Genomic DNA, 25,386 nt, shown 5'->3' with positions numbered 1-25,386 from the left:
GGAAACTACAATTTTTTTTAATAACTTTGTAGCTAAAGGAATATTAAACGAATAATATGTGAAAAATAAATGTAAAAAATGGAGAAAATATTAATCTTACTTGATATTGGAAAGTATACATAATATAATTAATGTGAGATAAAAAGTACAGAAGGGGGAAAACCATGAAAAAAGGACGAACAAAAGTTAGAAGCGCTATATTATTTATTCTAACCTTAGTTGTTATAGTTGCATTTGCCTATGCTGGTGGTAGAGGTGTTGAAGTAGCGGGATGGGAATTTAAATCATTCAATAAAGCTATTACTAAGGGGCTTGACTTACAAGGTGGAGTTTCTGTGTTAATGGAGATACAAGATGAGAATGTAACAAAAGATGACTTAGAAAAGACAAGACAGCTTATTGATTTAAGAGTTAATAAGTTAGGTGTTGCTGAAACTTCAGTAACAGTAGAAGGAGATAGAAGAATTAGAGTTGAAATTCCAGGAGAATATGACTCTAAAGATTTGGTTGATAGTTTATCTAAAACTGGTAATTTAACATTTAAAGATGCTGATGGAAATGAAGTTTTAAATGGTACAGATGTTGCTGAGGCAAGCGTAGTTATTAATAGTAGTACTAATGCGCCAGTAGTTTCATTAAAATTGACAGATGAAGGTACTATAAAATTTGCAGAGGCAACTGAAGCAAATCTTTATAAAACAATTTCAATCTATATGGATGATGAAGAAATATCAAGTCCAACAGTAAATGCTGTTATAACTGATGGTAATGCTATTATAGAAGGTAGTGGAAGTTTAGATGAAGCTAAGAATTTAGCAGGTTTAATTAATGCGGGAGCACTACCTGTAACCGTTAAAGCTATACAAATAGAAAATGTTGGAGCTCAACTAGGAGCTGAAGCACTTCCAAATGCAGTAAAGGCAGGGCTTATAGGAATAGCTATTATATTTGTATTTATGATTCTTTATTATAGAATACCAGGAATTATTGCAAGTATAGCATTAACTTTATATGTATGCCTAGTTTTACTAGTATTTGTTGAGGCGGATGTGGCATTAACACTTCCAGGTATTGCTGCATTCCTTTTAACTGTTGGTATGGCAGTTGATGCGAATGTACTTATATTTGAAAGAGTTAGAGAAGAGTTAAAGAATGGAATGTCTGTAAAGGCAGCAGTAGATAAAGGATTTAACAATGCATTATCTTCAATTATTGACTCAAACGTAACTACTATTATTGCTGCACTTGTACTTTACTTTATAGGTACAGGTAGCGTTAAAGGATTTGCTGTAACATTAATGATAGGTATAGCAGTAAGTATGTTTACAGCTGTAGTTGTTACTAAAACATTAATGAAGTGGGCCGTTGATATGGGAATGTTAAAGTCTAATTGGCAGTTTAGAGTGAAGAGGGGGTAGTGAGGTGTTTAAGATAATAGAAAAGACAAAGATTTGGTTTTCAATATCCCTAGCAATTATATTAGTTGGTGTAGTTTTAATGGCAACTAGAGGATTAAATTTTGGTATTGACTTTAAAGGTGGTACTAAAATAGTTGTTGATTTTGGAGGTAGTTTTGATAAGGTAGAAGCTGATGGAATAGTAAAAGAATATGCAGATGATGCAGTAACAAAAACTGTAGAAAGCACTCAATATGAAATTAAGTCAAAGGACTTAGATGAGACTAAAACAGCAGAATTATTTGATGCATTAAAGGAAAAGTATTCACTAGAGGATTCTGCTTTAATTTCACAAAGTCAAATAGGTCCATCGGTTGGGAAAGAGTTAACAAGAAATGCTATTATTTCAGTATTAGTAGCTTGTGTAGCAATGCTTATTTATATAGCAATAAGATTTGAATTTAATTTTGGTATAGCAGCAATAACTGCTTTAGTACATGATGTTTTAATAACTTTAGCATTTTATGCAATATTTAATATTCCAGTAAATAATTCATTTATAGCTGCGATGTTAACAATTGTAGGATATTCAATTAATGATACTATTGTTATTTTTGATAGAATAAGAGAAAATAGCCATAGTATGAGAAGAAGTACTCCAGCTGAAATAGCAAATACAAGTATTAATAAGACTTTAGCTAGATCTATAAATACTTCATTAACTACTTTAATAATTATTGGAGCAGTTAATATATTTGTACCAACAGTTAGAGAATTCTCATTACCATTATTAATAGGTATTGCTGCTGGAGCTTATTCATCAATCTTCATAGCATCACCAATTTGGGTATTATTACAAAAGAGAAAACCAAAAAACAAAAATGTAAAAACAGCGTAATGTTATATAAGATTAAAGAAGTGGTAAGAAATTACCACTTCTTTTGTATATTATATCCAAAAAAGATAAAATAAGTAGGTGTAATTCTCAAAATAGATATTTTTACAGGATAATTTGCTAGGAAATGAAGAAAACATTTGTATTATATCAATTTATCTATTATAATATAACTGTTTTCTTATTATTGTGGAGGAGTTTATCATGCGTAAGTTTTGGGAAAGTATATATAGTCCTAATTACATAACTGGATATAATCCCTTTATACTTAAAGATATGAATAAAGCAATAGAACGTATGGTATCAGCAATTAATAATAGAAAAAAAATTGTTGTTTATGGGATACCAAATGTAGATGGATTATGTGCTATTTCATCCCTTATATTGGTTTTGAAATATTTAAATGCCGATATTGAATACGTAGTCCATGATGATTCTTCAAGTAAATCTAAAATTTCATCTAAAGATATAATAAATAATGTTCATTTTTTAGGTGGAGAATTACTTATAGCTTTAGGAATAGATTTAAAGTCAGAAGAAGAAGAAAAGCTTTGTAAAAATCTTGGGATAGATTTGATAGTTATAGAAAATAGAGACGTAAATTATGATTATGAGTACATATACATAAATCCTAATCAAAAAGGTTGTCAATATAGATATAAAAATTTATCAATAAGTGGGTTAACATTTAAGTTAATGCAAGCAATAGCAATTTACTATAATGTTAAAAGTATAAATAAGTATCTAGACTTAATACTAATAGGTGAAAAATGCACTAAATCACCTAAAAAGGGTGAGAATAGTGTTATTATAAAAGAAGGTATGAGGTTTTTAATTAATACAAATAATCATGGATTAAGATCTATTATGGATGCTTATAACATGGTTAATATAAATGAGGATAGTGTTGATAAAATTATAGATGTTATTACTCCAACTATTAATGTTGTAACTATGACAGATAACGCTAGAATAATAATTGAGTTGTTAATAACAAATAGAAAAGAAAGAGCAGAACAAATAACAAAGTATTTAAATAAGTCTAAAGAAAATGTATAATATAATTATATAGAAATTTGACTATAATGAATACAAGAATAAGTTGATATGGAGGATTTGTTATGGATCTAAAAAAAAGCATAAGAATAGTGGAAGATTTTCCGAAGAAGGGAATTAGTTTTAAAGACATCACTACTTTAATAGCAGATGGAGAAGCTTTTAAGTATTCAATAGATGCAATAGCTGAGCATCTTAAAGATAAAAATGTGGATGTTATATTAGGACCTGAAGCAAGAGGATTTATTTTTGGAGTACCTGTTGCATATGCTTTAGGAGTTGGATTTGTACCAGTTAGAAAAAAAGGAAAATTACCTTTTGAAACAGTATCAGTTAGTTATGATTTAGAATATGGTACAGATGTATTAGAAATTCATAAGGATTCAATTAAGAAGGGCCAAAGAGTAGCAATAGTTGATGATTTGCTTGCTACAGGAGGAACTATTGAAGCTGTAACTAGACTTGTAGAGTCTGCAGGTGGAGAGGTTGTTGCTTTAGATTTTGCAATTGAGTTAACTGAGTTAAAGGGAAGAGATAAATTAAAAGGATACGAAGTAATGTCACTTGTTCAATACGATATTTAATTTATTGAAATACCTTAAATTTTAATATATAATTAGTGTAAAGGTGGCTGGTTGATTTAACCAGCCATTGATTTTAATTTAAATTATGGGAAAAGTATAATATTAGAAAATTTTTAAAGGGAGGATTTGAATGGTTGAGGTATTGATACAAAAAATAAAAGAAAATTGCACAAATGTTGACCTAAATGTTGTAAATAAAGCATTTAATTTAGCTTTTGAAGCTCATAAGGAGCAAAAAAGAGAATCTGGAGAACCTTATATAATTCACCCTATTGATGTATCTATAATTTTGGCTGAATTAGGTATGGATACAAGTACTATAGTTGCAGGCTTACTTCATGATGTTATAGAAGACACTGACTATACCTATGAAGATATTAAAAATATTTTTAGTGAAGAAGTAGCTAATCTAGTTAGTGGAGTTACTAAAATTACTAAAATGGAGTATAAATCTAAAGAAGAACAACAGGCAGATAATTTTAGAAAAATGTTATTGGCTATGGCTAATGATATAAGAGTAATTATAATTAAATTAGCAGATAGATTACATAATATGAGAACATTAAAATATATGCCTAAGGAAAAACAAAAAAGAATTTCTAAAGAAACTTTAGACATATATGCACCTCTTGCACATAGATTAGGTATTTCTAAGGTAAAATGGGAACTTGAAGATTTATGCTTTAGATATTTACATGAAGAAGAGTATTATGAGTTAGTAAATCAAATAGCTGAAAAGAGAGTAGAACGAGAAACGTATATTGCACAAATAATTAAAGATTTATATGGAAAACTTGAAGAAGCTGGAATAGATTCAGATATAGATGGTCGTCCTAAGCATTTTTATAGCATTTATAGAAAAATGGTTACTAAGAATAAGAGTATAGAACAAATATTTGACTTAACTGCTATAAGAATACTTGTTAACTCCGTAAAAGATTGTTATGAAGTATTAGGGATAGTTCATACTATATATAAGCCAATACCAGGAAGATTTAAAGATTATATTGCAATGCCAAAACCAAATATGTATCAATCTTTGCATACAACAGTTATAGGACCTCAAGGAAAAACATTTGAAATTCAAATAAGAACTTTTGAAATGCATAAAACGGCAGAATATGGTATAGCTGCACATTGGAAGTATAAAGAGGGTGATACTTCTGATAGTAAAGAAAAGAGTTTTGAACATAAGTTAGTATGGCTTAGAGATATGCTTGAATGGCAAAAGGAAACTTCTGATGCAGAAGAATTTATGGAAGGATTTAAAATTAATCTTTTCACAGATGAGATTTTCTTATTTACACCAAAAGGTGTAGTTATAGATTTACCAAATGGAGCAACACCTATAGATTTTGCTTATAGAATACATACTGATATTGGTAACAAATGTATTGGGGCTAAGGTTAATGGTAAAATAGTTCCACTTGATTATCAACTTAAAACTGGCCAAATAGTAGAAGTTTTAACATCTAATAGCTCTAAGGGTCCTAATATGGATTGGCTTAACATTGCTAAAAGTAATCAAGCAAAAAGCAAAATAAGAGCATGGTTTAAGAAAGCTAAAAAAGAAGAGAATATTACAAAAGGAAAAGAAGTTTTTGAAAAAGAATTAAAGAAACAAGGAGTTCACTATGCAGATATTGCTAAGGGTGAAGCTTATGATAAATTTATAAAAAGATATAATATAAATTGTATGGATGATTTATATGCTTTAGTAGGTCTTGGAGCTATAGTAGCATCTTCATTTATTTCTAAGTTAAAAGAAGAAAGCCTATCTAAAGATGAAAAAGCTAAGGAAGAAAGTTTAAGCAAGGCTATTGAAGAGAATATTTCAAAGACTAAAAAAAGAAAAAAAGAAAATAATTATGGAGTTACAGTTAGAGGTGAAGATAACTTAATGGTTAGATTTGCTAGATGTTGTAACCCAGTTCCAGGTGATGATATTTTAGGATATATAACAAAAGGACGTGGAGTATCTATTCACCGAAAGGATTGTAGCAATTTACAAACCTTAATTGAAGAAGATTCACAAAAGGTAGTTGATGTGGCTTGGGGAACTGCTAAGGGAGTGGCTTATATGGCAGAAATTCAAGTTAAGAGTGAAGATAGATCAGGTGTGCTTTCTGATATAATGAATGTTATAATGGAAAGTAAGTTACCTCTTAATGCATTAAATGCGAAGAGTGCTAAGAGTAATTTAGCATATGTAAATATAAAAGTTAAAATAGATACAATAGAACAGCTAAAAGAGTTAATGAGAAAAATAAGAAAGTTAACTGGTGTTATGGATGTTTATAGAATGAATAATTAAAGGAAACTCCCTATCCTAACGTCCAAGGAGTAAGTTGGACTTATAAAATTAAAATTTGGAGTTTTACTTAGAGGATGGTATAAATGAGAGCAGTAGTACAAAGAGTGACATATTCTAGTGTTGAAGTTGATGGTGAAATTGTAGGCGAAATAAATAAAGGATTTAATGTACTTTTAGGTATTTCTAAAGAAGATACTGAAGAAGATATGAAGTATATTAAAGATAAAATAATTAATCTTAGAGTATTTAGTGATGAAAATGATAAAATGAATTTATCTTTATTAGATATCAAAGGGGAGTTATTATTAATTTCACAATTTACACTATATGGTGATGCTAGAAAAGGAAGAAGACCTAATTTTATGAACGCTTTAGGTGGCGAAGAAGCCAAGAAATTTTATGATAAATTTATTGAAATGATGAAAGAAACGGGATTAAAGGTTCAAACAGGAATCTTTGGTGCTGATATGAAAGTTGATATTAAAAATGATGGACCTGTTACAATACTTTTAGATAGCAGTAGAAATTTTTAAATAGAAATAGTGAATGAGGTGAATTTATGATAATAAAAACATATCCTATAGGTATTTATGAAGAAAATATTTATGTTTTAGTAGATGAAAAATCAAAAGATGCTTGTATAGTAGATCCAGGTGGAAATGGTGATTTATTAATTAAAAATATTGAAGAATTAGGATGTAATATTAAATATATCTTACTAACTCATGGGCATTTTGATCATGTAGAAGCTTTAAATGAAGTGGTAGAAAGATTTAAAGCGCCTGTATATATGAATGAAAATGAAGTGAATTTTATGAAAACAGATAAAACTGTTTTTGGAAATATTCCAGAGAAATATAATCTACTGAAAGATGGAGATACTTTGTCTTTTGGTGATGATATTATAAAATGTATTCATACTCCAGGACATACTAAAGGTGGAATGTGTTATCTATACAAAGATGCTATATTTACTGGAGATACTTTATTTAAAGGTTCAGTAGGTAGAAGTGATTTTATAGGTGGAGATTTTAATGAGTTAATAAATTCAATAAAGACGAAATTAATGATTCTAGATAATGATATAAATGTATATCCAGGTCATATGGAATCATCAACTATTGGATATGAAAAACTAAGAAATCCATTCTTACAAGATGAGTTTGAGATTTTTTAATAAAAGGAGAAATCATGGAAATAAAAATTAAATTAAACGACATGAAGTATAGATATGACGTATATCAAATGTTTAATATTTATTTTCCGTTAGATGAAATTAAATTTTTAGATGATGGAGATTATATTGTTAATATTTTAGATAATAAAGTAGAGTTTATTAATAGTAATTATTATAAAGAAACTGAAATATCTGAAAATATTAAAGAAGACATTAAGAGATTAGTATTTTCTTCATTAAAAGATATTACAAAAGAAGAATATCCATGGGGAATTTTAGTTGGTATTAGACCTTCTAAAATTGCACTTAAGTATTTAGAAGAAGGAAAAACAGAAGAAGAAATTATAGAAATATTTGAAAAAAAGCATTTAGCATCAGAAGAAAAAGCTAAGCTTTGCATAGAAATTGCAAAAACAGAAGTAAGTTTTGTAAATAATGATTCTAAAAATATAGCTATTTATATAGGTATGGCTTTTTGCCCTACAAGATGTTTTTATTGTTCTTTTGCTGCTAATCCAATAATGGGAAATAAAAAGTTAGTAAATCCATATTTAGAAGCGTTAATATATGAAATTAGAGAAATGAAAAAATATGTTGATGAAAGAAGTTTAAACATTGAAACTGTATATTTTGGTGGAGGTACACCTACAGCAGTAAATAATGAAGAGTTTGAACTTATTATGCAAGAAGCTTATGATGCTTTTGTTAAAGGTAAAGGATTAAAGGAATTTACAGTGGAATGTGGAAGACCTGATAGTATTACAAAAGAAAAGCTTGAAACTATGAAAAAGTTTAATGTAACAAGAATTAGTATAAATCCTCAAACTATGAATGATGAAACATTAAAAATGATAGGAAGAGGCCATAATTCTAATGATGTAATAGAAAAGTTCAACCTAGCAAGAAGTATGGGCTTTAATGATATAAATATGGATATGATTATAGGACTTCCTGGAGAAGGAATAAAAGAAGTTCTTCATACAAAAGAAGAGATATTAAAATTACATCCGGATAGTTTAACTGTTCATGGATTATCTTTAAAGAGAGCTTCTATTCTTTATGAAAACTTTATCCTTAAAAAGGGAATTCAAGTTAAAAAACAAACTGAGTTAGCTGATATGTATGAAGAAAGTAGAATTTTAGCTGAAAAATTAGGATTACATCCATATTATATGTATCGTCAAAAAAATATGGTTGGAAATATGGAGAACTTAGGTTATTCTAGAAAAGGTGCAGAATGTATTTATAATATTCAAATGATAGAAGATAAGCAAACTATTATTGCTTTAGGTGCAGATGCTGTCTCTAAAGTTGTTTTCTTAGAGGAAGGCAGAATAGATAGGTTTGCAAATATCAAGGATGTTAGAGAATACTGTAATAGAATAGAAGAAATGGTAGAGGGAAAGAAAAAATTATTAGATACCCTTTACTTAAATAAGGAGGAATAATTAAATGGAAATGCAAGCTCCAAAAGGAACGAAGGATATGCTACCGCAGGATGCGTATAAATGGCATTTTGTTGAGCAAACATTTAGAGATGTAGCAAAATATTATGGGATGAGAGAAATTAGGACTCCTATATTTGAACATACTGAATTATTTGCAAGAGGTGTTGGAGACACAACTGATATAGTTCAAAAGGAAATGTATACTTTTAATGATAAAGGTAATAGAAGTATTACGTTAAAACCAGAAGGAACAGCAGGAGCAGGAAGAGCTTTTATAGAAAGTAGATTGTTTAATGAAGCACAGCCAACAAAACTTTATTATATAACTCCATGCTTTAGATATGAAAATGTTCAAAAGGGTAGATTTAGACAATTCCATCAATTTGGAACAGAAGTATATGGTTCAAAAGAACCATCTATGGATGCAGAAGTAATTTCATTAGCAATGCAAGTTTTAAAAACTTTAGGATTACAAAGTTTAAGCTTAAATATAAATAATTTAGGATGCTCTAAATGTAGACCAAATTACAATGAAGCATTAAAGAATTATTTAAAAGAAAACTATGATAATTTATGTCCACTATGTCAATCAAGATTTGAAAAGAATCCAATGAGAATTTTAGATTGTAAGGAAAGAAAATGTAAAGAAATTACTAAAAATGCACCAATAATACTTGATTATATGTGTGAAGAGTGTGATACTCATTTTGACTCAGTTAAAAAGTATTTAACTGCATTAAATATTCCATTTACAGTTGATCCAGGAATCGTAAGAGGTTTAGATTATTACACTAAAACAATCTTTGAGATCTTAAACGATGAATTTACTGTTTGTGGTGGTGGAAGATATGATAAGCTTATAGAACAATTAGGTGGTCCAGAAATGCCAGCAGTTGGATTTGGTATGGGGATTGAAAGACTTATCATGATATTAGAAAAAGAAGGTATAGAAATTCCTAATGAGAATCTTTTTGACTTATACATTGGTGCTAGAGGTGATAATGCGAAATTTGAAGCATTTACTTTAGCTAACAAATTAAGAGAAGCTGGTGTGAAAACAGAAGTAAATCATATGGGTAGAAGTGTGAAAGCAGAGATGAAATATGCTAATAAAATTGGTGCTGCATTTACAACAATTTTAGGTGATGACGAACTTCAAAATAGATCGATAAAGCTTAAGAGAATGAGCGATGGAGAACAATTTGAGGTAAGTTTAGATAATATACAAGAAATAGCTAAAGCTATTAAATAGTTAGGAGGAAGTTTACCAATGGGTGAGGCTTTAAATGGATTAAAAAGAACCATGATGTGTGGTGAACCAAGAGAAGTAAACGTAGGAGAAAAAATAACTCTTATGGGATGGGTTCAAAGAAATAGAAAGCTTGGAGGTCTTCAATTTATAGACCTTAGAGATAGAACTGGAATTATGCAAATAGTTTTTGGTGAAGAAATTAATGCAGAAAGCTTTGAAAAAGCTAAAGCAGTAAGACCAGAGTATTGTATAGCTGTTACTGGAGAAGTTGTTTTAAGAGAAGCTCCAAATGCTGCTATGGAAACTGGAATGGTAGAATTAAAATGTGAAAGTATAAAAGTTTTATCAGAATCAGAAACTCCACCAATATATATTAAAGAAGGATTAGATGCCGCTGAAAATATAAGATTAAAATATAGATATTTAGATCTTAGAAGACCAGATATGCAAAAAATCTTTATGATTAGAAATAGAGCTACAAAAGCTGTTAGAGATTACCTTGATAATAATGGATTCTTAGAAATAGAAACTCCAATATTAAATAAGAGTACTCCAGAAGGTGCTAGAGATTACTTAGTTCCATCAAGAAATTATCCAGGAATGTTCTATGCACTTCCACAATCACCTCAAATATTTAAGCAATTATTAATGGTATCAGGATTTGATAAATATTATCAAGTTGCTAAATGTTTCAGAGATGAAGATTTAAGAGCTAACAGACAACCAGAATTTACTCAAATTGACTTAGAAATGAGTTTTGTTGAGCAAGATGATGTTATGGCATTAAATGAGGGGCTAATTGCTCATGTATTTAAAGAAGTTTTAGGTCATGAAGTTAAGCTTCCAATTAAGAGAATGCCATTTAAAGAAGCTATGGAAAAATACGGTTCAGATAAGCCGGATTTAAGATTTGGTATGGAAATTACTGATATTACTGACTGTGTTAAAGACATGGACTTTGTAGTATTTAAATCTGCTTTAGAAATGGGCGGAAGTGTTAGAGCATTATGCTTAAAAGGTGGAGCAGATTTAGGAAGAAAACCTCTTGATAAGTTAGTTGACTTTGTTAAGGGATATAAAGCAAAAGGTCTTGCTTGGATTCAACTTAAGGAAGATGGAGTTAAATCTTCAATTGCTAAGTTCTTAACTGATGATGTTACTGAAAATATAATTAAGACTATGGGAGCTGAAACTGGAGATGCAATACTTATCGTTGCAGATAAAAACTCTGTAGTATTCCAAAGTTTAGGAGCATTAAGATTAGAACTTGCTAAACAATTTGATTTAATTAAAGATAAAAATGAATTTAACTTTACATGGATTACTGAATTCCCATTATTTGAATATAATGAAGAAGAAGATAGATATCATGCTGCTCATCATCCATTTACATCACCAATGGATGAAGATTTAGACATGCTTGAATCTAATCCAGGAGCTGTAAGATCTAAAGCATATGACTTAGTATTAAATGGTGAAGAATTAGGTGGAGGATCTATAAGAATACATGATTCTGCACTTCAAACAAGAATGTTTAAAGCTTTAGGATTTACTGAAGAGTCAGCTTATGAGAGATTTGGATTCTTAATAGATGCATTTAAGTTTGGTCCACCACCACATGGAGGATTAGCATTTGGTCTTGATAGAATGGTAATGTTCTTAGCTGGAACTGAAAATATAAAGGATGTTATAGCATTCCCTAAAAACCAAAATGCTTATTGCTACTTAAGCGAAGCACCAAATGTTGTAGATCAAAAGCAAATTGATGAATTAGGTTTAATAATAAAGCCAGAAGATAAAGAATAATTATATTATGAAAAAGTCAGCAATAGCTGACTTTTTTATGTATATTATATTTGTCATTTGCAATTGTAATAATATTTAACAGGATAAAAAGCATCAATTTGATTAAAATAATACTGTAAGTACTCTATACATATTTACTAAGGAGGAGTCACTATGAAAAACAAAATGATGAAAAAAATGAATAGAAAGATGCGTAAAGCAAAAATGAAGAATAGTATTATAATGGAAATGGCAGAAGATTTAAAAGATTTAGTTGAAAATGCTAAATTGTATAAGAAGTTAAAAGCTAAAAGATAGAATATGAAATAGTATATAAAAATAATCTCAACATAAATAGTTGAGATTATTTTTATATTATTTTTGAGCAAATTTTTTTATTTCTTTTTTTCGTTTAGCACTAAGAAGTAATCTTGTAAGTGTTGAAACAAATAAAACTCCTAATGCTAATGTTCCGGCACTTGCTAGTGTGCTTAATCCTAATTCTAATGATTTAGATATATTACCTGAAATCGCTTCACGCATAGTATAGTACATACCACTACCAGGCACTAATGGAATTAAAGCACAAACTACAAATGTAGTAACAGGTGTCTTAAAAATTCTTGCAAGAACTTCACTATAAACACTAAAAATAACAGAAGAAATAAATAGTGAAGAAATCTCTGATAATCCCATTTGCAATGGTAGTGAATAAAAAAACCAACTTATAGCTCCACCAAGGGCAGCGAAAAATATTTTTTTGCCACGTATATTAAAAGCGATACAAAAGCCAAATGTTGCAAAAAAAGATACAAGTGTAACCCAAATAATCATTTTAAATTCCTCCAAAGTTTGATATCCAGAAACTTAATACTGCACCAGTACCTACAGCAATAGATATAGCAACTAAAAATGCTTCAGCAGCTCTTATTATACCAGATAATAAATCACCTGAAATTGTATCTCTAATGGCATTTGTAATGGCTAATCCTGGAACTAATAGCATTATAGCACCAATAATGGTTTGATTGACTTGACTTGCAATGCCAAGTTTATAAAGGATTATGGCTAAAAGAGCTGCAATTCCACTGCATATACTATTTATAAAGAATGAATTTATGCCTATTTCAGACCATTTTATAGTTAGAGATTTAATTATTAAACCAATTAGGAATGCAGCAAAAACATCTTTAAAGGTTCCTCCAAATAATACTGAGAATGAACCTGCCCCTAGGGCGGAGAAGATTATAATGACAGGAAGAGGATAAATATCTTCCTTATTAATTTTAATTAATTCTTGCTTTAAATCATTAACAGATAAATTTTTTGACAATATACTTCTAGATAAATCATTTACTTTATCAATTTTATTCAAATTAACAGTTCTATTAGAAACACGACGTGTCAAGGAGTATATTTTACCTTCGTGGCAAATTGAAGCCATAATTCCTGTTGGGGTAGCAAAACTTTCAGCTTCTGCAGCACCATATATTTTGCAAATACGCCATATAGTTTCTTCTACTCTATAAGTTTCGCCACCATTTTCTAAAATCATTTGTCCAGCAAGCATTGCAACTTGAAGTATTTCATTCATAATACAAAACCCCTATATTTTTTAAATTTTTTATGTATTATACCATAAGAGATTATAAAAATGTATATTTATATTAAAAAGTAGTTGAATTAATTATTATTTATATATATAATTTTATAAAAAGATAATTGGGGTGATTAAATGGATTTTATGAATTTAAAGAAGGAAGACAGAGAGATTTCTGACTTAATGGAGAAAGAATTAAAAAGACAAAGAGAAGGTATAGAGCTTATTGCATCAGAAAACTTTGCATCACAAGCAGTGATGGAAGCTATGGGATCTCATTTAACTAATAAGTACGCTGAAGGTTATCCTAGTAAGCGTTACTATGGGGGCTGTGAAATAGTTGATGAGGTTGAAGAAATAGCAAGAAATAGAGCTAAAGAACTTTTTGGAGCTGAGCATGTTAATGTACAGCCACATTCAGGATCACAAGCAAATATGGCTGTGTACTTTACAATATTAGAACCAGGTGATACAGTACTTGGAATGGACTTAAGTCATGGTGGGCATTTGACTCATGGATCACCAGTAAACTTCTCAGGAAAATTATTTAATTTTGTTTCTTATGGAGTTGATAGTGAAACTGAAAGAATTAATTATGATAATGTAAGAGAACTTGCGTTAAAGCATAAACCAAAATTAATTGTAGCAGGAGCAAGTGCATATTCAAGAGTTATAGATTTCGAAAAATTTAAAGAAATTTGTGATGAGGTTGGAGCATATTTCATGGTAGATATGGCACATATAGCAGGATTAGTAGCAGCTGGAGAGCATCCATCACCAGTTCCTTATGCTGATTTTGTAACTTCAACAACTCATAAAACTTTAAGGGGCCCAAGAGGTGGATTAATTCTTTGTAAGGAAAAATATGCTAAAGCATTAGATAAGAATATATTCCCAGGTATGCAAGGTGGACCACTTATGCATGTAATTGCAGCTAAAGCAGTATGCTTTAAGGAAGCATTAGAACCAAGCTTTAAAAATTATATGAAAAATGTAGTTTTAAATTGCAAGGTTTTAGGTGAGGAATTAGTTAAGTATGGCTTTAAGTTGGTTTCTAATGGAACAGATAATCATTTAATTCTTGTAGATTTAACTAATAAGAATATTACAGGAAAAGAAGCAGAAAATCTTCTAGATTCTATTGGGATTACTGTTAATAAAAATACAGTTCCAAATGAAACAAGAAGTCCTTTTGTTACATCAGGAGTAAGAATAGGTACTGCAGCAGTTACAACAAGAGGATTTGATATTGAAGCAATGAAGGAAATAGCAAGTATAATAAATGATGCTATAGAAAATAGAAATTCAAATTTAGAGGTATTAGGGGAAAGAGTAAAAACACTTTGTGCTAAATACCCTTTATATAGTGAGTAAAAAATGAATACTTATTAATAGAAATATATTGTGAAATATAAATAAATTGTAAAACAATTTTTGTTAATAAATTAAGATTTAAACTAGATGAATTAAGTTTAAATCTTAATTTTTAAATTTTTTATAATATTATTTGAGTGTTTATAATGAAATTTTGATGCAGTTTTTTTAGATATGATGGAGGATAAAAATGAAGTTAATATCATGGAATGTAAATGGAATAAGAGCTTGTGTACAGAAAGGTTTTCTGGATTTCTTTAAAGAAGTTGATGCAGATATTTTTTGTATACAAGAAAGTAAGCTTCAAGAGGGACAAATAAACCTTGAGATTGAGGGATATAATCAGTATTGGAATTATGCAGAAAAGAAAGGGTATAGTGGTACTGCTATATTTACTAAGAAAGAACCTTTATCTGTCAGATATGGATTAGGTATTGAAGAGCATGATAAAGAAGGAAGAGTAATTACATTAGAATTTGAAGAATTCTTTATGATTACAGTCTATACACCTAATTCACAAAATGAACTTGCAAGATTAGATTATAGAATGAAATGGGAAGATGATTTTAGAGATTATTTAAAGTCATTAGAAGAAAGTAAGCCTGTAATAGTTTGTGGAGATTTAAATGTTGCACATAAAGAGATTGATTTAAAGAATCCAAAAACAAACAGAAAAAATGCTGGATTTACTGATGAAGAGAGAGAAAAATTCACGACTTTATTATCAAGTGGATTTATAGATACTTTTAGATATTTTTATCCAGATTTAAAAGATACATATTCTTGGTGGTCATATAGATTTAATGCAAGAAAGAATAATGCTGGATGGAGAATAGATTATTTTATAGTTTCTAAAGCATTAGAAAGTAAATTAGAAAGTGCTAAAATACATACTGAAATTCTAGGATCAGATCATTGTCCTGTTGAATTAGTTATAAAATAGAATAAATAGTAATAAGTTTAAAATGTATTTATCATAACCACGAAAGGTAACAGAAGTATTTTTGTTATCTTTCGTGGTTATTTATTTTGAATTAAATGAATATGTTATTAAATTTTCGTTCATATTATACTTAGCATACATAATTAAAGTATGTGTATAGTTTAATTATGCAAAGAAAAGGAGCAAAAGTTATGAATAGAAATTTAATGATGATGCATTGTAAATGTTAAAGGATGGTAATACTAGATTTCTTACAGATACATCTATATTAAGAAATGTAAGTCAAGAGAGAAGAGATTATTTAAAGAGTGGTCAGAATCCATATGCAGTAATTGTATCTTGTTCAGATTCACGAGTAACCCCTACTACTGTTTTTAATGCTGGTCTTGGGGAAATATTTGATGTAAGGCTTGCAGGAAACGTTGTAGATGATGATGCTTTAGGATCTATTGAATATGCGGTTGAGCATCTAAATACACCGTTAGTAGTGGTAATGGGACATCAAAGTTGTGGAGCTGTAACTGCAACATATAATGAAGTAGTTAAAGGTGAAAAAGTTACAGGAAATATGGAATCATTTGTTGAAAAAATAACACCAAGTATTAATAAGAATGGAACAGTAGATGATGCAATTCATAATAATATTGATTCAGTAGTAAAAGAAGTATCTGAAGATGAGTCAATTAAATTATTAATAGATCAAGGGAAAGTTAAAGTTATAGGAGCTTATTATGATTTGGGTGGAAAAGTAACTTTTTATGAATAAAAAAATCTAAATAAAAAGAATAAAATATAAAAATGTTGGAAAAATAATAAATGTGTAATATGTTTTGGATTTTATTACAAGAAGAAGGAGGAATTTATTTTGCATTTAACAATTAGAGAACAAGAAAAATTAATGGTTGCAGTTGCAGCTGATATAGCTCGTAAAAGAAAAGAAAAAGGATTAAAACTAAATTATCCTGAAGCTATGGCAATAATAACAGATGAAATGCTGGAAGGGGCCAGAGAAGGAAAAACTGTTGAATATTTAATGGATTATGGAACAACAATATTATCTAGGGATGATGTAATGGAAGGAGTTCCAGAAATGATTCATACTGTTCAAGTTGAATGTACTTTCCCAGATGGAACAAAATTAGTAACAGTACATGAACCAATTAAATAAGGAGGAATTTAGTATGGTACCAGGTGAAATAAAAATACAAGAAGGAAATATTGAGTATAATGCAGGAAAAGAAGCAATTAAAATGCAAGTTGTAAATACAGGAGATAGACCAGTACAAATAGGTTCACATTATCATTTTTATGAAGTAAATGATGCTTTAAGTTTTGATAGAGATGCAGCTTGGGGAAAAAGATTAGATATCCCTTCAGGAACAGCTGTTAGATTCGAACCTGGAGATAAAAAAGAAGTAAATTTAATTGATATCGGTGGATATAGAAGAGTTTATGGAATTAGAAATATGTGCGATGGATTTTTAGATGGAATGTCAAAAGGGAGAGGTGAAAAGTAATGAGTTTTGAAATTGATAGACATAGATATGCAGAATTGTTTGGACCAACAGAAGGGGATAGTATCAGATTAGGGGATACTGATCTTTTTATAAAAATTGAAAAAGATTATACAGGTTATGGTAATGAATGTAAGTTTGGTGGCGGAAAGACTCTTAGAGATGGTATGGGTCAAAATGCTACACAGACTAGTAAAAATCCAGAAGTTGCAGATTTAATTATAACAGGAGCTACTATAGTAGACTACACTGGAATATATAAAGCAGATGTAGGAATTAAAGATGGTAAAATCCTTGCTATAGGTAAGGGGGGCAACCCAGATACAATGGATAACGTTGACTTTGTAGTTGGCGTTGGAACTGAAGCTTTAGCAGGGGAAGGTAGAATTTTAACAGCTGGTGGAATAGATACTCACGTTCACTATATTCATCCAGGTTGTGCAGAAGTTGCATTAGAAAATGGTATAACTACATTAGTTGGTGGAGGAACAGGACCTATTGATGGAACAAATGCCGTTACTTCAACTCCAGGTCCTTGGAATATTAAACAAATGTTACAATCTGCAGATGGATGGCCAGTAAATGTTGGTTTATTAGGAAAAGGTAGTGGAGCTAATATTGATGTAAATGCTGAACAAATTGAAGCAGGAGCAATTGGACTTAAAGTTCATGAAGACTGGGGAGCAACAAGATCAGCTATCAATTATGCATTGGAAACTGCTGAAAAATATGATATCCAAGTTGCTTTACATAGTGATACTTTAAATGAAGGTGGTTTTGTAGAACATACAATTCAAGCTATTGCTGGAAGAGTAATTCATACATATCATACAGAGGGTGCAGGTGGTGGTCACGCACCAGATTTAATGAAAGTTGCATCTCAAATAAATGTGTTACCAGCATCAACAAATCCAACAAAACCTTATACAGTTAACACAATAGCAGAACATTTAGATATGCTTATGGTTTGTCACCATTTAGATGCAAAAGTACCAGAAGATATAGCATTTGCTGATTCAAGAATTAGACATCAAACAATAGCAGCAGAAGATATATTCCAAGATATGGGCATTTTTAGCATTATGAGTTCTGATACATTAGCAATGGGAAGAATTGGAGAAGTTGTAACAAGAACTTGGCAAACAGCTTCAAAGATGAAGAAACAAAGAGGAACTTTAGAAGGAGATAGTGAATATAACGACAATAATAGAGTTAGAAGATATATTGCTAAATATACAATTAATCCAGCTATAGCACAAGGTATGGATCAATATATTGGTTCAGTAGAAGTTGGTAAAATAGCTGATTTAGTGCTTTGGGAACCACCATATTTTGGAGTTAAACCACATTTGATAATTAAGGGTGGTATGGCTATTAGAGGAATAATTGGAGATGCAAATGCATCTATTCCAACATGCCAACCAGTTGTATATAGAGATTGTTATGGTGCATTTGGTAAAGCAAAGGAATCAACTTGTATTACATTTGTTTCTAAATATGCTTATGAACATGGCATTAAAGAAGAATTAGGATTAGAGAAAACAGTATTACCAGTAAGCGGAATAAGAAACTTAACTAAGAAAGATATGAAGCTTAATGATGCTACTCCTGAAATTAGAGTGGATCCACAAACTTATGATGTAACTGTTGATGGTGAATTAATAACTTGTGAACCAGCAAGTGAATTACCATTAGCCCAAAGATATTTCTTATTCTAATATTAAGGAGAGGTTTATATGATTTTTAATCAAGTATTAGGAAACATAAATGACATAAATGATTTAAATAACTTACATATAGAGAAAATATATATATCTAGTGAAGATTCATTAAAAAGGATAATGAGAGTTAATTCAGATCATAACCGTGAATATGGTATAGCATTATCTGAAAATGTTGAATTAAAAGATGGAGATATACTTTATCGTGATGATAAAAATATAATAATAGTTAAAATTAAAGGTGATGATGTCTTAGTTATAAAACCAAATTCTATGACAGATATGGGAATTATAGCACATAGTCTTGGAAATAGACATTTACAAGCACAGTTTGAAGATGGAAAAATGATAATTCAATATGATGCTTTAGTAGAAGGTGAATTAAAGCGAGATAATATAAACTATTCTAGAGAAAATTTAAAGCTTAAAAAGGCATTTAGGCACGTAGAATTTGGGCACACTCATACACATGCCAATTAACAATAATATTTTGGATGTTTTAAAGGTTATTCAAATATGTGATTCTAACTTTCCAATTGGATCATTTAATCATTCCTATGGTATGGAGACATATTTAAGGTTGAAAAAAGTTTATAATACAGAAACTTTTAGAGAATGGTTAAAGGTATATTTAAATGAACAATTTATTTTTAGTGATGGTTTAGCTATAAAAATGTTATATGAATATTTAAATAACCATGATTTAGAAAGTATATGGGATTTAGATAATCGTATTACTGTTCAGACCGTTGCAATTGAAACTAGAAATGGTGGAAAACTAGTTGCAAGTAGAATGATAAAATTGTTTATGGATTTATATGATTCTGATTTATTAAAAGAATATAATAGAAAATTAGTTAATAAAGAAGCCTTTGGACATCCAGCAATAGTATTTGGTATGTTAATGTATTCTCTAGGTTTTAGTTTAAAAGAAGCTATAATTTATCATATGTATAGTACTATTTCGACTCTTATTAGTAATGCTGTAAGAACAATTCCTTTAGGGCAAAAAGATGGTCAGTTATTATTGAAAGAGTTTAGTGAACAATTTGAAAATATATATAAAACTCTTATTAATTTGGATGATGATTATTTTGGAGCTACTAGCCCGGGATTGGAATTATCTCAAATTAAGCATGAGGTTATGGAATTCAGATTATTTATGTCTTAATTATGTGAAAATTTTTAAAGGAAGAATAATTATAATTAAGTTTTATTTTGAATTATGAATAAGTTTTCTCATTCATAATTCAAAATAAATTAAATATTTATTGAAAGGGTGTTGTAATATGAAACCAGTAGTTATAGGAGTTGGAGGTCCAGTAGGTAGTGGTAAAACATTACTTATAGAAAGATTAACTAGGGTAATGAATAATGAGTATAAATGTGCTGTTATAACTAATGATATTTATACAAAAGAAGATGCTAAGTTTATGGTTAAAAATTCTGTTTTAAGTGAAGATCATGTTATTGGAGTTGAAACAGGAGGATGTCCACATACAGCCATAAGAGAAGATGCATCTATGAATTTTGAAGCATTAGAAGAATTAAAAAGAAGATTTGATGATTTAGATATTATTTTTTTAGAAAGTGGTGGAGATAATTTAGCCGCAACTTTTAGTCCAGATTTAGTTGATTTTTCAATATACATTATAGATGTCGCTCAAGGAGAAAAGATTCCAAGAAAAGCAGGGCAAGGTATGATAAAGAGTGATTTATTTATAATAAATAAAATCGATTTAGCACCATATGTTGGAGCAAATTTAGATATTATGAGGAAAGATACATTAGCTTTTAGAGATGAAAATAGTTTTATTTTTACTAATCTTAAAACTGATGAAGGTATACAAAGTGTTATTAGTTGGATTAAAAAGAATTGTTTGTTAGAAGGAATAGCATAATATGTTCAAGGAAACAAAAGTTAAAAGTGAATATTCAGGATTTATAGATTTAGTTATAGATAAAAAAAATGACAAAACAATTGCAACTAAAAAATACTATGAAGGATTAGTAAAAGTATCTCCAACTATTAAAATGGATAGAGAAAATATACCTACATTTTATCTTTTACAACTTGGTGGTGGATATATTGAAGGAGAGAAATATAAAAATATATTTAAATTAAATAATGAAGCAAGAGCAATAATAACTACTCAGGCATCTACAAAAGTTTATAAATGTTTAAATAATATAACCACTGAACAAGAAACAGAAATAACTTTAGGCAAGAATAGTGTTTTAGAATATATAACAGATAGTGTTATTTTATATAAAGGTGCTATATATAAGCAGGTTAATAATATATATTTAGATAAAAGTTCAACATTGATTTATAGTGATGGAATTACGGCAGGATGGTCTCCAGAAGGAGATAAATTTACATATAATAGTGTTCAATTAAAAAGTAATATTTATGTAAATAACAAACTTGTATTATTGGATAATTTAATTGTAAAACCTGATGAAAATGATGTAACAAAGCTAGGCTTTTTTGAGGAATATTCAAACTTGGGAACATTACTTGTCATTAATGAAAACATTAATGATATTGTTATAAATGACTTGAGAGAAATAATTAAAAGTTTAAATTTACCTATAGATTTTGGAATATCAAAATTAGAAGTTAATGGACTTGTTCTTAGAGTATTAGGTAATTTAACACAACATATAGAGCTAGCTATGGGAACTTGTCATAATTATATAAGAAAGAAGTTTTTATCATCTAAAGATTTAATTATAAGAAAGTACTAAATAGCTTTATTTAAATTAAATAAATGAAAAGTTAAGGGAGTGATTCTATGATTATTCATGGTGACGTAGCTTTTATGATATTAGCTACAACGCTTGTTTTAATTATGACGCCAGGATTAGCATTTTTTTACGGAGGTTTAGTTGAAAGAAAAAATGCTCTAACCATTATGTTTCAAGTATTTATATCAATTGGTATAGTAGGTTTATTATGGGTATTTGGAGGGTTTAGCCTGGTATTTGGAGATGATATTGGTGGAATTATAGGAAATCCACTTCAATTTTTTGCATTAAGGGATGTAGTTTTTACTGTAGATTTAAGATATAGTGAAACAATACCATTTATACTATTTTTTATGTATCAAATGATGTTTGCAATTATTACTGCACCATTAATGACAGGAGCATATGCAAACAGATTAACTGTAAGTGGATGGATAAAAATATTAATAGTGTGGATGATATTAATTTATTTCCCAGTTGCACATTGGGTTTGGGGTGGAGGATTCTTAAGTAAATTAGGATTCGTAGATTTCGCCGGTGGAGCTGTAATACATATTACATCAGGTTTTGGATGTTTAGGTGGTATTTATGTATTAGGTGAAAGAAAAGTTAAAAATGAAAAAGGTCCCTTTAATTTAGGGTTAGTAGCAATAGGTGCTGGACTATTATTATTTGGATGGTATGGATTTAATGCTGGAGGCACAATAGCAGCTGCGGATATAGCTGCAATTGTTTTTGCTAATACAGGTCTTGCAGCAGTATCAGGTATGGTTGTATGGCTTATTTTATATGCAATGCATAAAAAAAGAGCATCTTTTTTAGAAGCAATAATAGGAGCAGTTGCAGGACTTGCAACAATTACTCCAGCTTCAGGATATGTTACTACAATAAGTTCATTAATTATAGGTGCTTTAGGAGCAATTGTATGCTTTTTCTGTGTTGAATTCGAGAGAAAAATGTGGGATGATGCATTAGATGTTTGGGGTGTTCACGGAATGGGTGGATTATTAGGTACTTTATTAGTAGGAATATTTGCAGATCCTAGAGTAAATGGAGTTACTGCAGGATTACATCAATTTTTAATTCAACTTCTTGGAGTTGTTATTATCGGAGTTTATTCTGTATTAGTAACATTCTTGATATTTAAAGTTATAGATAAGATAAAGACAATAAAAGTAAGTAAAGAAATTCAAGAAAAAGGATTAGATCAAGAGTTCTTTGGAGAACATTATGAAAGCGACTTACATTAAAATACATAGTAATAATTAACACTAAGGAGGAAAAAATGTTAGGTGAAATATTGATTTACGTAGGCGTAGTTCTTATGTTAAATGGAATAGGAAGACTATATAATGTAAATGGTAAAACTTTAGCAGTATTCAATATATTTACTGGAGGTTTGTCATTTGTTTTAAATGTCATCGAAGCAGCTAGGGGAGATTATTTTGGTGCATCTACAGGATTATTGTTTGGATTTACTTATTTATTTATAGCTGCAAATAATATATTTAATTTAGATTTAAGGTTATATGGCTGGTACTGTCTATTTGTAGCAATAAATACTGTGCCATTAGCATTTATCGATGCTAATACATTAAGATTTATAGAATTTACAACAGGAAATATTTATTGGATGGTTATATGGTTATTATGGGGATTGTTATGGTTAACTGGATTTATTGAGTTAGTACTAAAAAAAGACTTGGGTAAATTTACTCCATATTTATCAATTTTCGATGGAATTGTTACAGCATGGATACCAGGAGCATTAATATTATTAAATATGTATCCTAAATAATAAGTAAATTAAGAGGCTAGATACAATTTGTATTGGCCTCTTATTAATTAGAAAGAACGGAGGAAAAAATGATTAGAAAATTATTAATAGTATTTATGAGCATATTAATTATGTTAAATTTAATTACTCCAATTTTAGCAAGTGCTTATGAAGAAGATGAGAAAAGTGAAAGCTCAAATAAAAGTTTTACTGTATGCGTAGATCCAGGACATCAAGGAAAAGGCGATCCAAAAGGAGAGCCGGTTGCACCAGGTTCTACAAATAAGAAAGCAAGAGTATCAGCAGGAACAGCTGGAATTGCAACGAAGAAGGCCGAACATGTTGTAAATTTAGAAGCATCAATGATATTAAAAGATTTATTAATACAAAAGAATTACAATGTAGTTATGACTAGAGAAACTGCTGATGTTAATATTAGTAATGTAGAAAGAGCAGAAATTGCTAATAATGCAAATGCAGATATTACAATTAGAATTCATTGCGATAGTATTAATGATTCAGGAAAAACAGGGGCCACTATATTAGTTCCATCAAAGGATTGTCAGTATACTAAAAATATTTATTGTGAAAGTAATAAGTATGCAGAGATATTAAAGAAAACATTACAAGATAATAATGTTAAGGTTAATGGTGTGTTTGAGAGAAATGATATAACAGGATTTAATTGGTCTAGAGTACCGGTTGTTATATTAGAAATGGGATTTATGAGTAATTATAATGAAGATCAAATGTTATCAGATCCTACTTATCAAAAGCTTTTAATGAGATGTGTAACAGAATCTATAGATAAGTATAGTGAAGAAGTTTTAACAAACTGATTATAGATATATTTTTTATGGTTCTAAGGTTAAGTTTTAGGGGGAAGGCTTATAGTATTTAGTAGTAATAAAAATATAAATTATGGATAAAATAATGTTATAAAACATAATCATAAATATATTAAAATTTAAGCAGTTTTGAAAATATTAATGTACAAGCTAAAATAAGCAATAGGGTATGGTATTAGGAGGTGTAATTTTGAAAAAATATGATTTAATTTACTATTGGCAAAATTATTTAATGAATCAAGATAATATAGATATTAAACCTGATGCGTATGTATTAAAGTTCTCTTTAGTAAATTCATATAGTAGAGATTTTTTTTGTAATTGGTATTCTTTTAAATCACCACAAGAACTTATAGGATTTATTAGGTTTGTTGTAATACCATCAACATATATAACAAAAGCTTTTGGAAGAGAAGAAAATACAATATTTTTAGATGCATTAGATGATTATGAAACCATAGACCTTATTGAAGAAAATGAGAATCGTGAAAAGTATGATATTTTAAGAGAAATCAGACATGATTATGAAATGATTAAAAGTTTAAAAAATAATTTTACATTAGAAAAATTGAAGAGATTTATTAATATAACAAACTCTAGAGGTAATGTAGCATTTGGTATATTTAGTAAGCTTGAGTTTTTTAAAAATGTAAATGAAATAGGAAAAGAACTTGTAAAAGAGTTTGAGGATGATAATATGCTTGATGAATTAGAAAGCCATATGGATTTAAATAAAAATCAAATATTAGCATTATTTGATGGTATAGATAAAAATCCTTTTATGTTAAAAAGATTGGGAACTTATTTAAGTAATACTTTAGAGTTTTAAGTAGTTAGTATGAAAGTATAAAATAAATCTTGAGAAAAGTGATACAATATTGTAATTGCCACTTTAAATCAAGGTTTATTTTTTTAGTTAGTCATAAAAATAATTTAAGGGTTTAAAATTA

Annotated in this window: 27 protein-coding genes; 25 read left to right on the top strand and 2 right to left on the bottom strand. The window is 29.1% G+C overall.

From position 1 onward, the window contains the following. Positions 1-164 precede the first annotated feature (164 nt). From secD to I2E98_RS03995, 11 genes are all read left to right on the top strand, one after another. On the top strand, positions 165-1,418 hold the full coding sequence (secD, locus tag I2E98_RS04045) for a protein translocase subunit SecD (RefSeq protein WP_195467687.1): 1,254 nt from the start codon (positions 165-167) through the stop codon (positions 1,416-1,418). 4 nt (positions 1,419-1,422) lie between these two features. After that, positions 1,423-2,295 (top strand): protein translocase subunit SecF, encoded by an 873-nt coding sequence (gene secF, locus I2E98_RS04040; protein WP_195467686.1) that lies wholly within the window; start codon positions 1,423-1,425, stop codon positions 2,293-2,295. A 201-nt stretch (positions 2,296-2,496) separates the two neighbouring features. Further along, positions 2,497-3,351, top strand: coding sequence for a DHH family phosphoesterase (locus tag I2E98_RS04035; RefSeq protein WP_195467685.1), 855 nt, complete (start codon positions 2,497-2,499; stop codon positions 3,349-3,351). 62 nt (positions 3,352-3,413) lie between these two features. Further along, complete coding sequence (locus I2E98_RS04030; protein WP_195467684.1) at positions 3,414-3,932, top strand: adenine phosphoribosyltransferase; 519 nt, start codon at positions 3,414-3,416, stop codon at positions 3,930-3,932. 130 nt (positions 3,933-4,062) lie between these two features. Further along, positions 4,063-6,246, top strand: a complete 2,184-nt coding sequence (locus I2E98_RS04025; RefSeq protein WP_195467683.1) for a bifunctional (p)ppGpp synthetase/guanosine-3',5'-bis(diphosphate) 3'-pyrophosphohydrolase — start codon at positions 4,063-4,065, stop codon at positions 6,244-6,246. Between the two features lie 83 nt (positions 6,247-6,329). Further along, positions 6,330-6,779: a D-aminoacyl-tRNA deacylase gene (gene dtd / locus I2E98_RS04020; protein WP_195467682.1), complete on the top strand. Its 450-nt coding sequence runs from the start codon at positions 6,330-6,332 to the stop codon at positions 6,777-6,779. Positions 6,780-6,805: 26 nt separating this feature from the next. Beyond that, entirely contained in the window at positions 6,806-7,423 is a 618-nt protein-coding gene (locus I2E98_RS04015; protein ID WP_195467681.1) for an MBL fold metallo-hydrolase, read from the top strand. Between the two features lie 14 nt (positions 7,424-7,437). Beyond that, positions 7,438-8,871 carry a coproporphyrinogen III oxidase gene (locus tag I2E98_RS04010; RefSeq protein ID WP_195467680.1) on the top strand — a complete coding sequence of 478 codons (1,434 nt, stop codon included), beginning with the start codon at positions 7,438-7,440 and terminating at the stop codon, positions 8,869-8,871. A 4-nt stretch (positions 8,872-8,875) separates the two neighbouring features. After that, positions 8,876-10,123, top strand: a complete 1,248-nt coding sequence (hisS, locus tag I2E98_RS04005) for a histidine--tRNA ligase (protein WP_195467679.1) — start codon at positions 8,876-8,878, stop codon at positions 10,121-10,123. Between the two features lie 18 nt (positions 10,124-10,141). After that, positions 10,142-11,929, top strand: a complete 1,788-nt coding sequence (gene aspS / locus I2E98_RS04000) for an aspartate--tRNA ligase (protein ID WP_195467678.1) — start codon at positions 10,142-10,144, stop codon at positions 11,927-11,929. A 153-nt stretch (positions 11,930-12,082) separates the two neighbouring features. After that, positions 12,083-12,226: a hypothetical protein gene (locus I2E98_RS03995; RefSeq protein WP_195467731.1), complete on the top strand. Its 144-nt coding sequence runs from the start codon at positions 12,083-12,085 to the stop codon at positions 12,224-12,226. A 57-nt stretch (positions 12,227-12,283) separates the two neighbouring features. Here I2E98_RS03995 and I2E98_RS03990 read toward each other — a convergent pair whose 3' ends face one another. Next, on the bottom strand, positions 12,284-12,742 hold the full coding sequence (locus I2E98_RS03990; protein ID WP_195467677.1) for a threonine/serine exporter family protein: 459 nt from the start codon (positions 12,740-12,742) through the stop codon (positions 12,284-12,286). Between the two features lies 1 nt (position 12,743). Further along, positions 12,744-13,502, bottom strand: a complete 759-nt coding sequence (locus I2E98_RS03985; protein ID WP_195467676.1) for a threonine/serine exporter family protein — start codon at positions 13,500-13,502, stop codon at positions 12,744-12,746. 141 nt (positions 13,503-13,643) lie between these two features. On the opposite strand from I2E98_RS03985, the gene glyA reads away from it, so the two are divergent. The 14 genes from glyA (at position 13,644) to I2E98_RS03915 (ending at position 25,265) form a co-directional block, all read left to right on the top strand. Then, positions 13,644-14,882: a serine hydroxymethyltransferase gene (gene glyA, locus I2E98_RS03980; protein ID WP_195467675.1), complete on the top strand. Its 1,239-nt coding sequence runs from the start codon at positions 13,644-13,646 to the stop codon at positions 14,880-14,882. Between the two features lie 190 nt (positions 14,883-15,072). Next, the gene (locus I2E98_RS03975; protein WP_195467674.1) at positions 15,073-15,825 is read left to right on the top strand and encodes an exodeoxyribonuclease III; all 753 of its coding nucleotides are present in this window, start codon (positions 15,073-15,075) and stop codon (positions 15,823-15,825) included. 223 nt (positions 15,826-16,048) lie between these two features. Further along, positions 16,049-16,591 (top strand): carbonic anhydrase, encoded by a 543-nt coding sequence (locus tag I2E98_RS03970; protein ID WP_195467673.1) that lies wholly within the window; start codon positions 16,049-16,051, stop codon positions 16,589-16,591. A 99-nt stretch (positions 16,592-16,690) separates the two neighbouring features. Beyond that, on the top strand, positions 16,691-16,993 hold the full coding sequence (locus I2E98_RS03965; protein ID WP_195467672.1) for an urease subunit gamma: 303 nt from the start codon (positions 16,691-16,693) through the stop codon (positions 16,991-16,993). Between the two features lie 13 nt (positions 16,994-17,006). Beyond that, complete coding sequence (locus I2E98_RS03960) at positions 17,007-17,342, top strand: urease subunit beta (protein WP_195467671.1); 336 nt, start codon at positions 17,007-17,009, stop codon at positions 17,340-17,342. Then, positions 17,342-19,057, top strand: a complete 1,716-nt coding sequence (ureC, locus tag I2E98_RS03955) for an urease subunit alpha (RefSeq protein WP_195467670.1) — start codon at positions 17,342-17,344, stop codon at positions 19,055-19,057. Before I2E98_RS03960 ends, ureC begins: the two co-directional genes overlap by 1 nt. An 18-nt stretch (positions 19,058-19,075) precedes the next feature. After that, positions 19,076-19,540, top strand: a complete 465-nt coding sequence (locus I2E98_RS03950; RefSeq protein ID WP_195467669.1) for an urease accessory protein UreE — start codon at positions 19,076-19,078, stop codon at positions 19,538-19,540. 100 nt (positions 19,541-19,640) lie between these two features. After that, the gene (locus I2E98_RS03945) at positions 19,641-20,231 is read left to right on the top strand and encodes an urease accessory UreF family protein (RefSeq protein ID WP_243250926.1); all 591 of its coding nucleotides are present in this window, start codon (positions 19,641-19,643) and stop codon (positions 20,229-20,231) included. Positions 20,232-20,349: 118 nt separating this feature from the next. Next, on the top strand, positions 20,350-20,961 hold the full coding sequence (gene ureG, locus I2E98_RS03940) for an urease accessory protein UreG (RefSeq protein WP_195467667.1): 612 nt from the start codon (positions 20,350-20,352) through the stop codon (positions 20,959-20,961). Position 20,962: 1 nt separating this feature from the next. Further along, entirely contained in the window at positions 20,963-21,811 is an 849-nt protein-coding gene (locus tag I2E98_RS03935) for an urease accessory protein UreD (RefSeq protein WP_195467666.1), read from the top strand. Between the two features lie 47 nt (positions 21,812-21,858). Further along, positions 21,859-23,061, top strand: a complete 1,203-nt coding sequence (locus tag I2E98_RS03930; protein WP_195467665.1) for an ammonium transporter — start codon at positions 21,859-21,861, stop codon at positions 23,059-23,061. Positions 23,062-23,096: 35 nt separating this feature from the next. Continuing rightward, positions 23,097-23,609, top strand: coding sequence for an AmiS/UreI family transporter (locus tag I2E98_RS03925; protein ID WP_195467664.1), 513 nt, complete (start codon positions 23,097-23,099; stop codon positions 23,607-23,609). A 68-nt stretch (positions 23,610-23,677) separates the two neighbouring features. Then, complete coding sequence (locus I2E98_RS03920; protein WP_195467663.1) at positions 23,678-24,427, top strand: N-acetylmuramoyl-L-alanine amidase; 750 nt, start codon at positions 23,678-23,680, stop codon at positions 24,425-24,427. Positions 24,428-24,626: 199 nt separating this feature from the next. Beyond that, the gene (locus I2E98_RS03915) at positions 24,627-25,265 is read left to right on the top strand and encodes a hypothetical protein (RefSeq protein ID WP_195467662.1); all 639 of its coding nucleotides are present in this window, start codon (positions 24,627-24,629) and stop codon (positions 25,263-25,265) included. Positions 25,266-25,386 lie beyond the last annotated feature (121 nt).

Source organism: Clostridium sp. D43t1_170807_H7 (assembly GCF_015555905.1).
Taxonomy (GTDB): domain Bacteria; phylum Bacillota; class Clostridia; order Clostridiales; family Clostridiaceae; genus Clostridium.
This window is presented reverse-complemented; position numbering and strand designations above follow the sequence as displayed.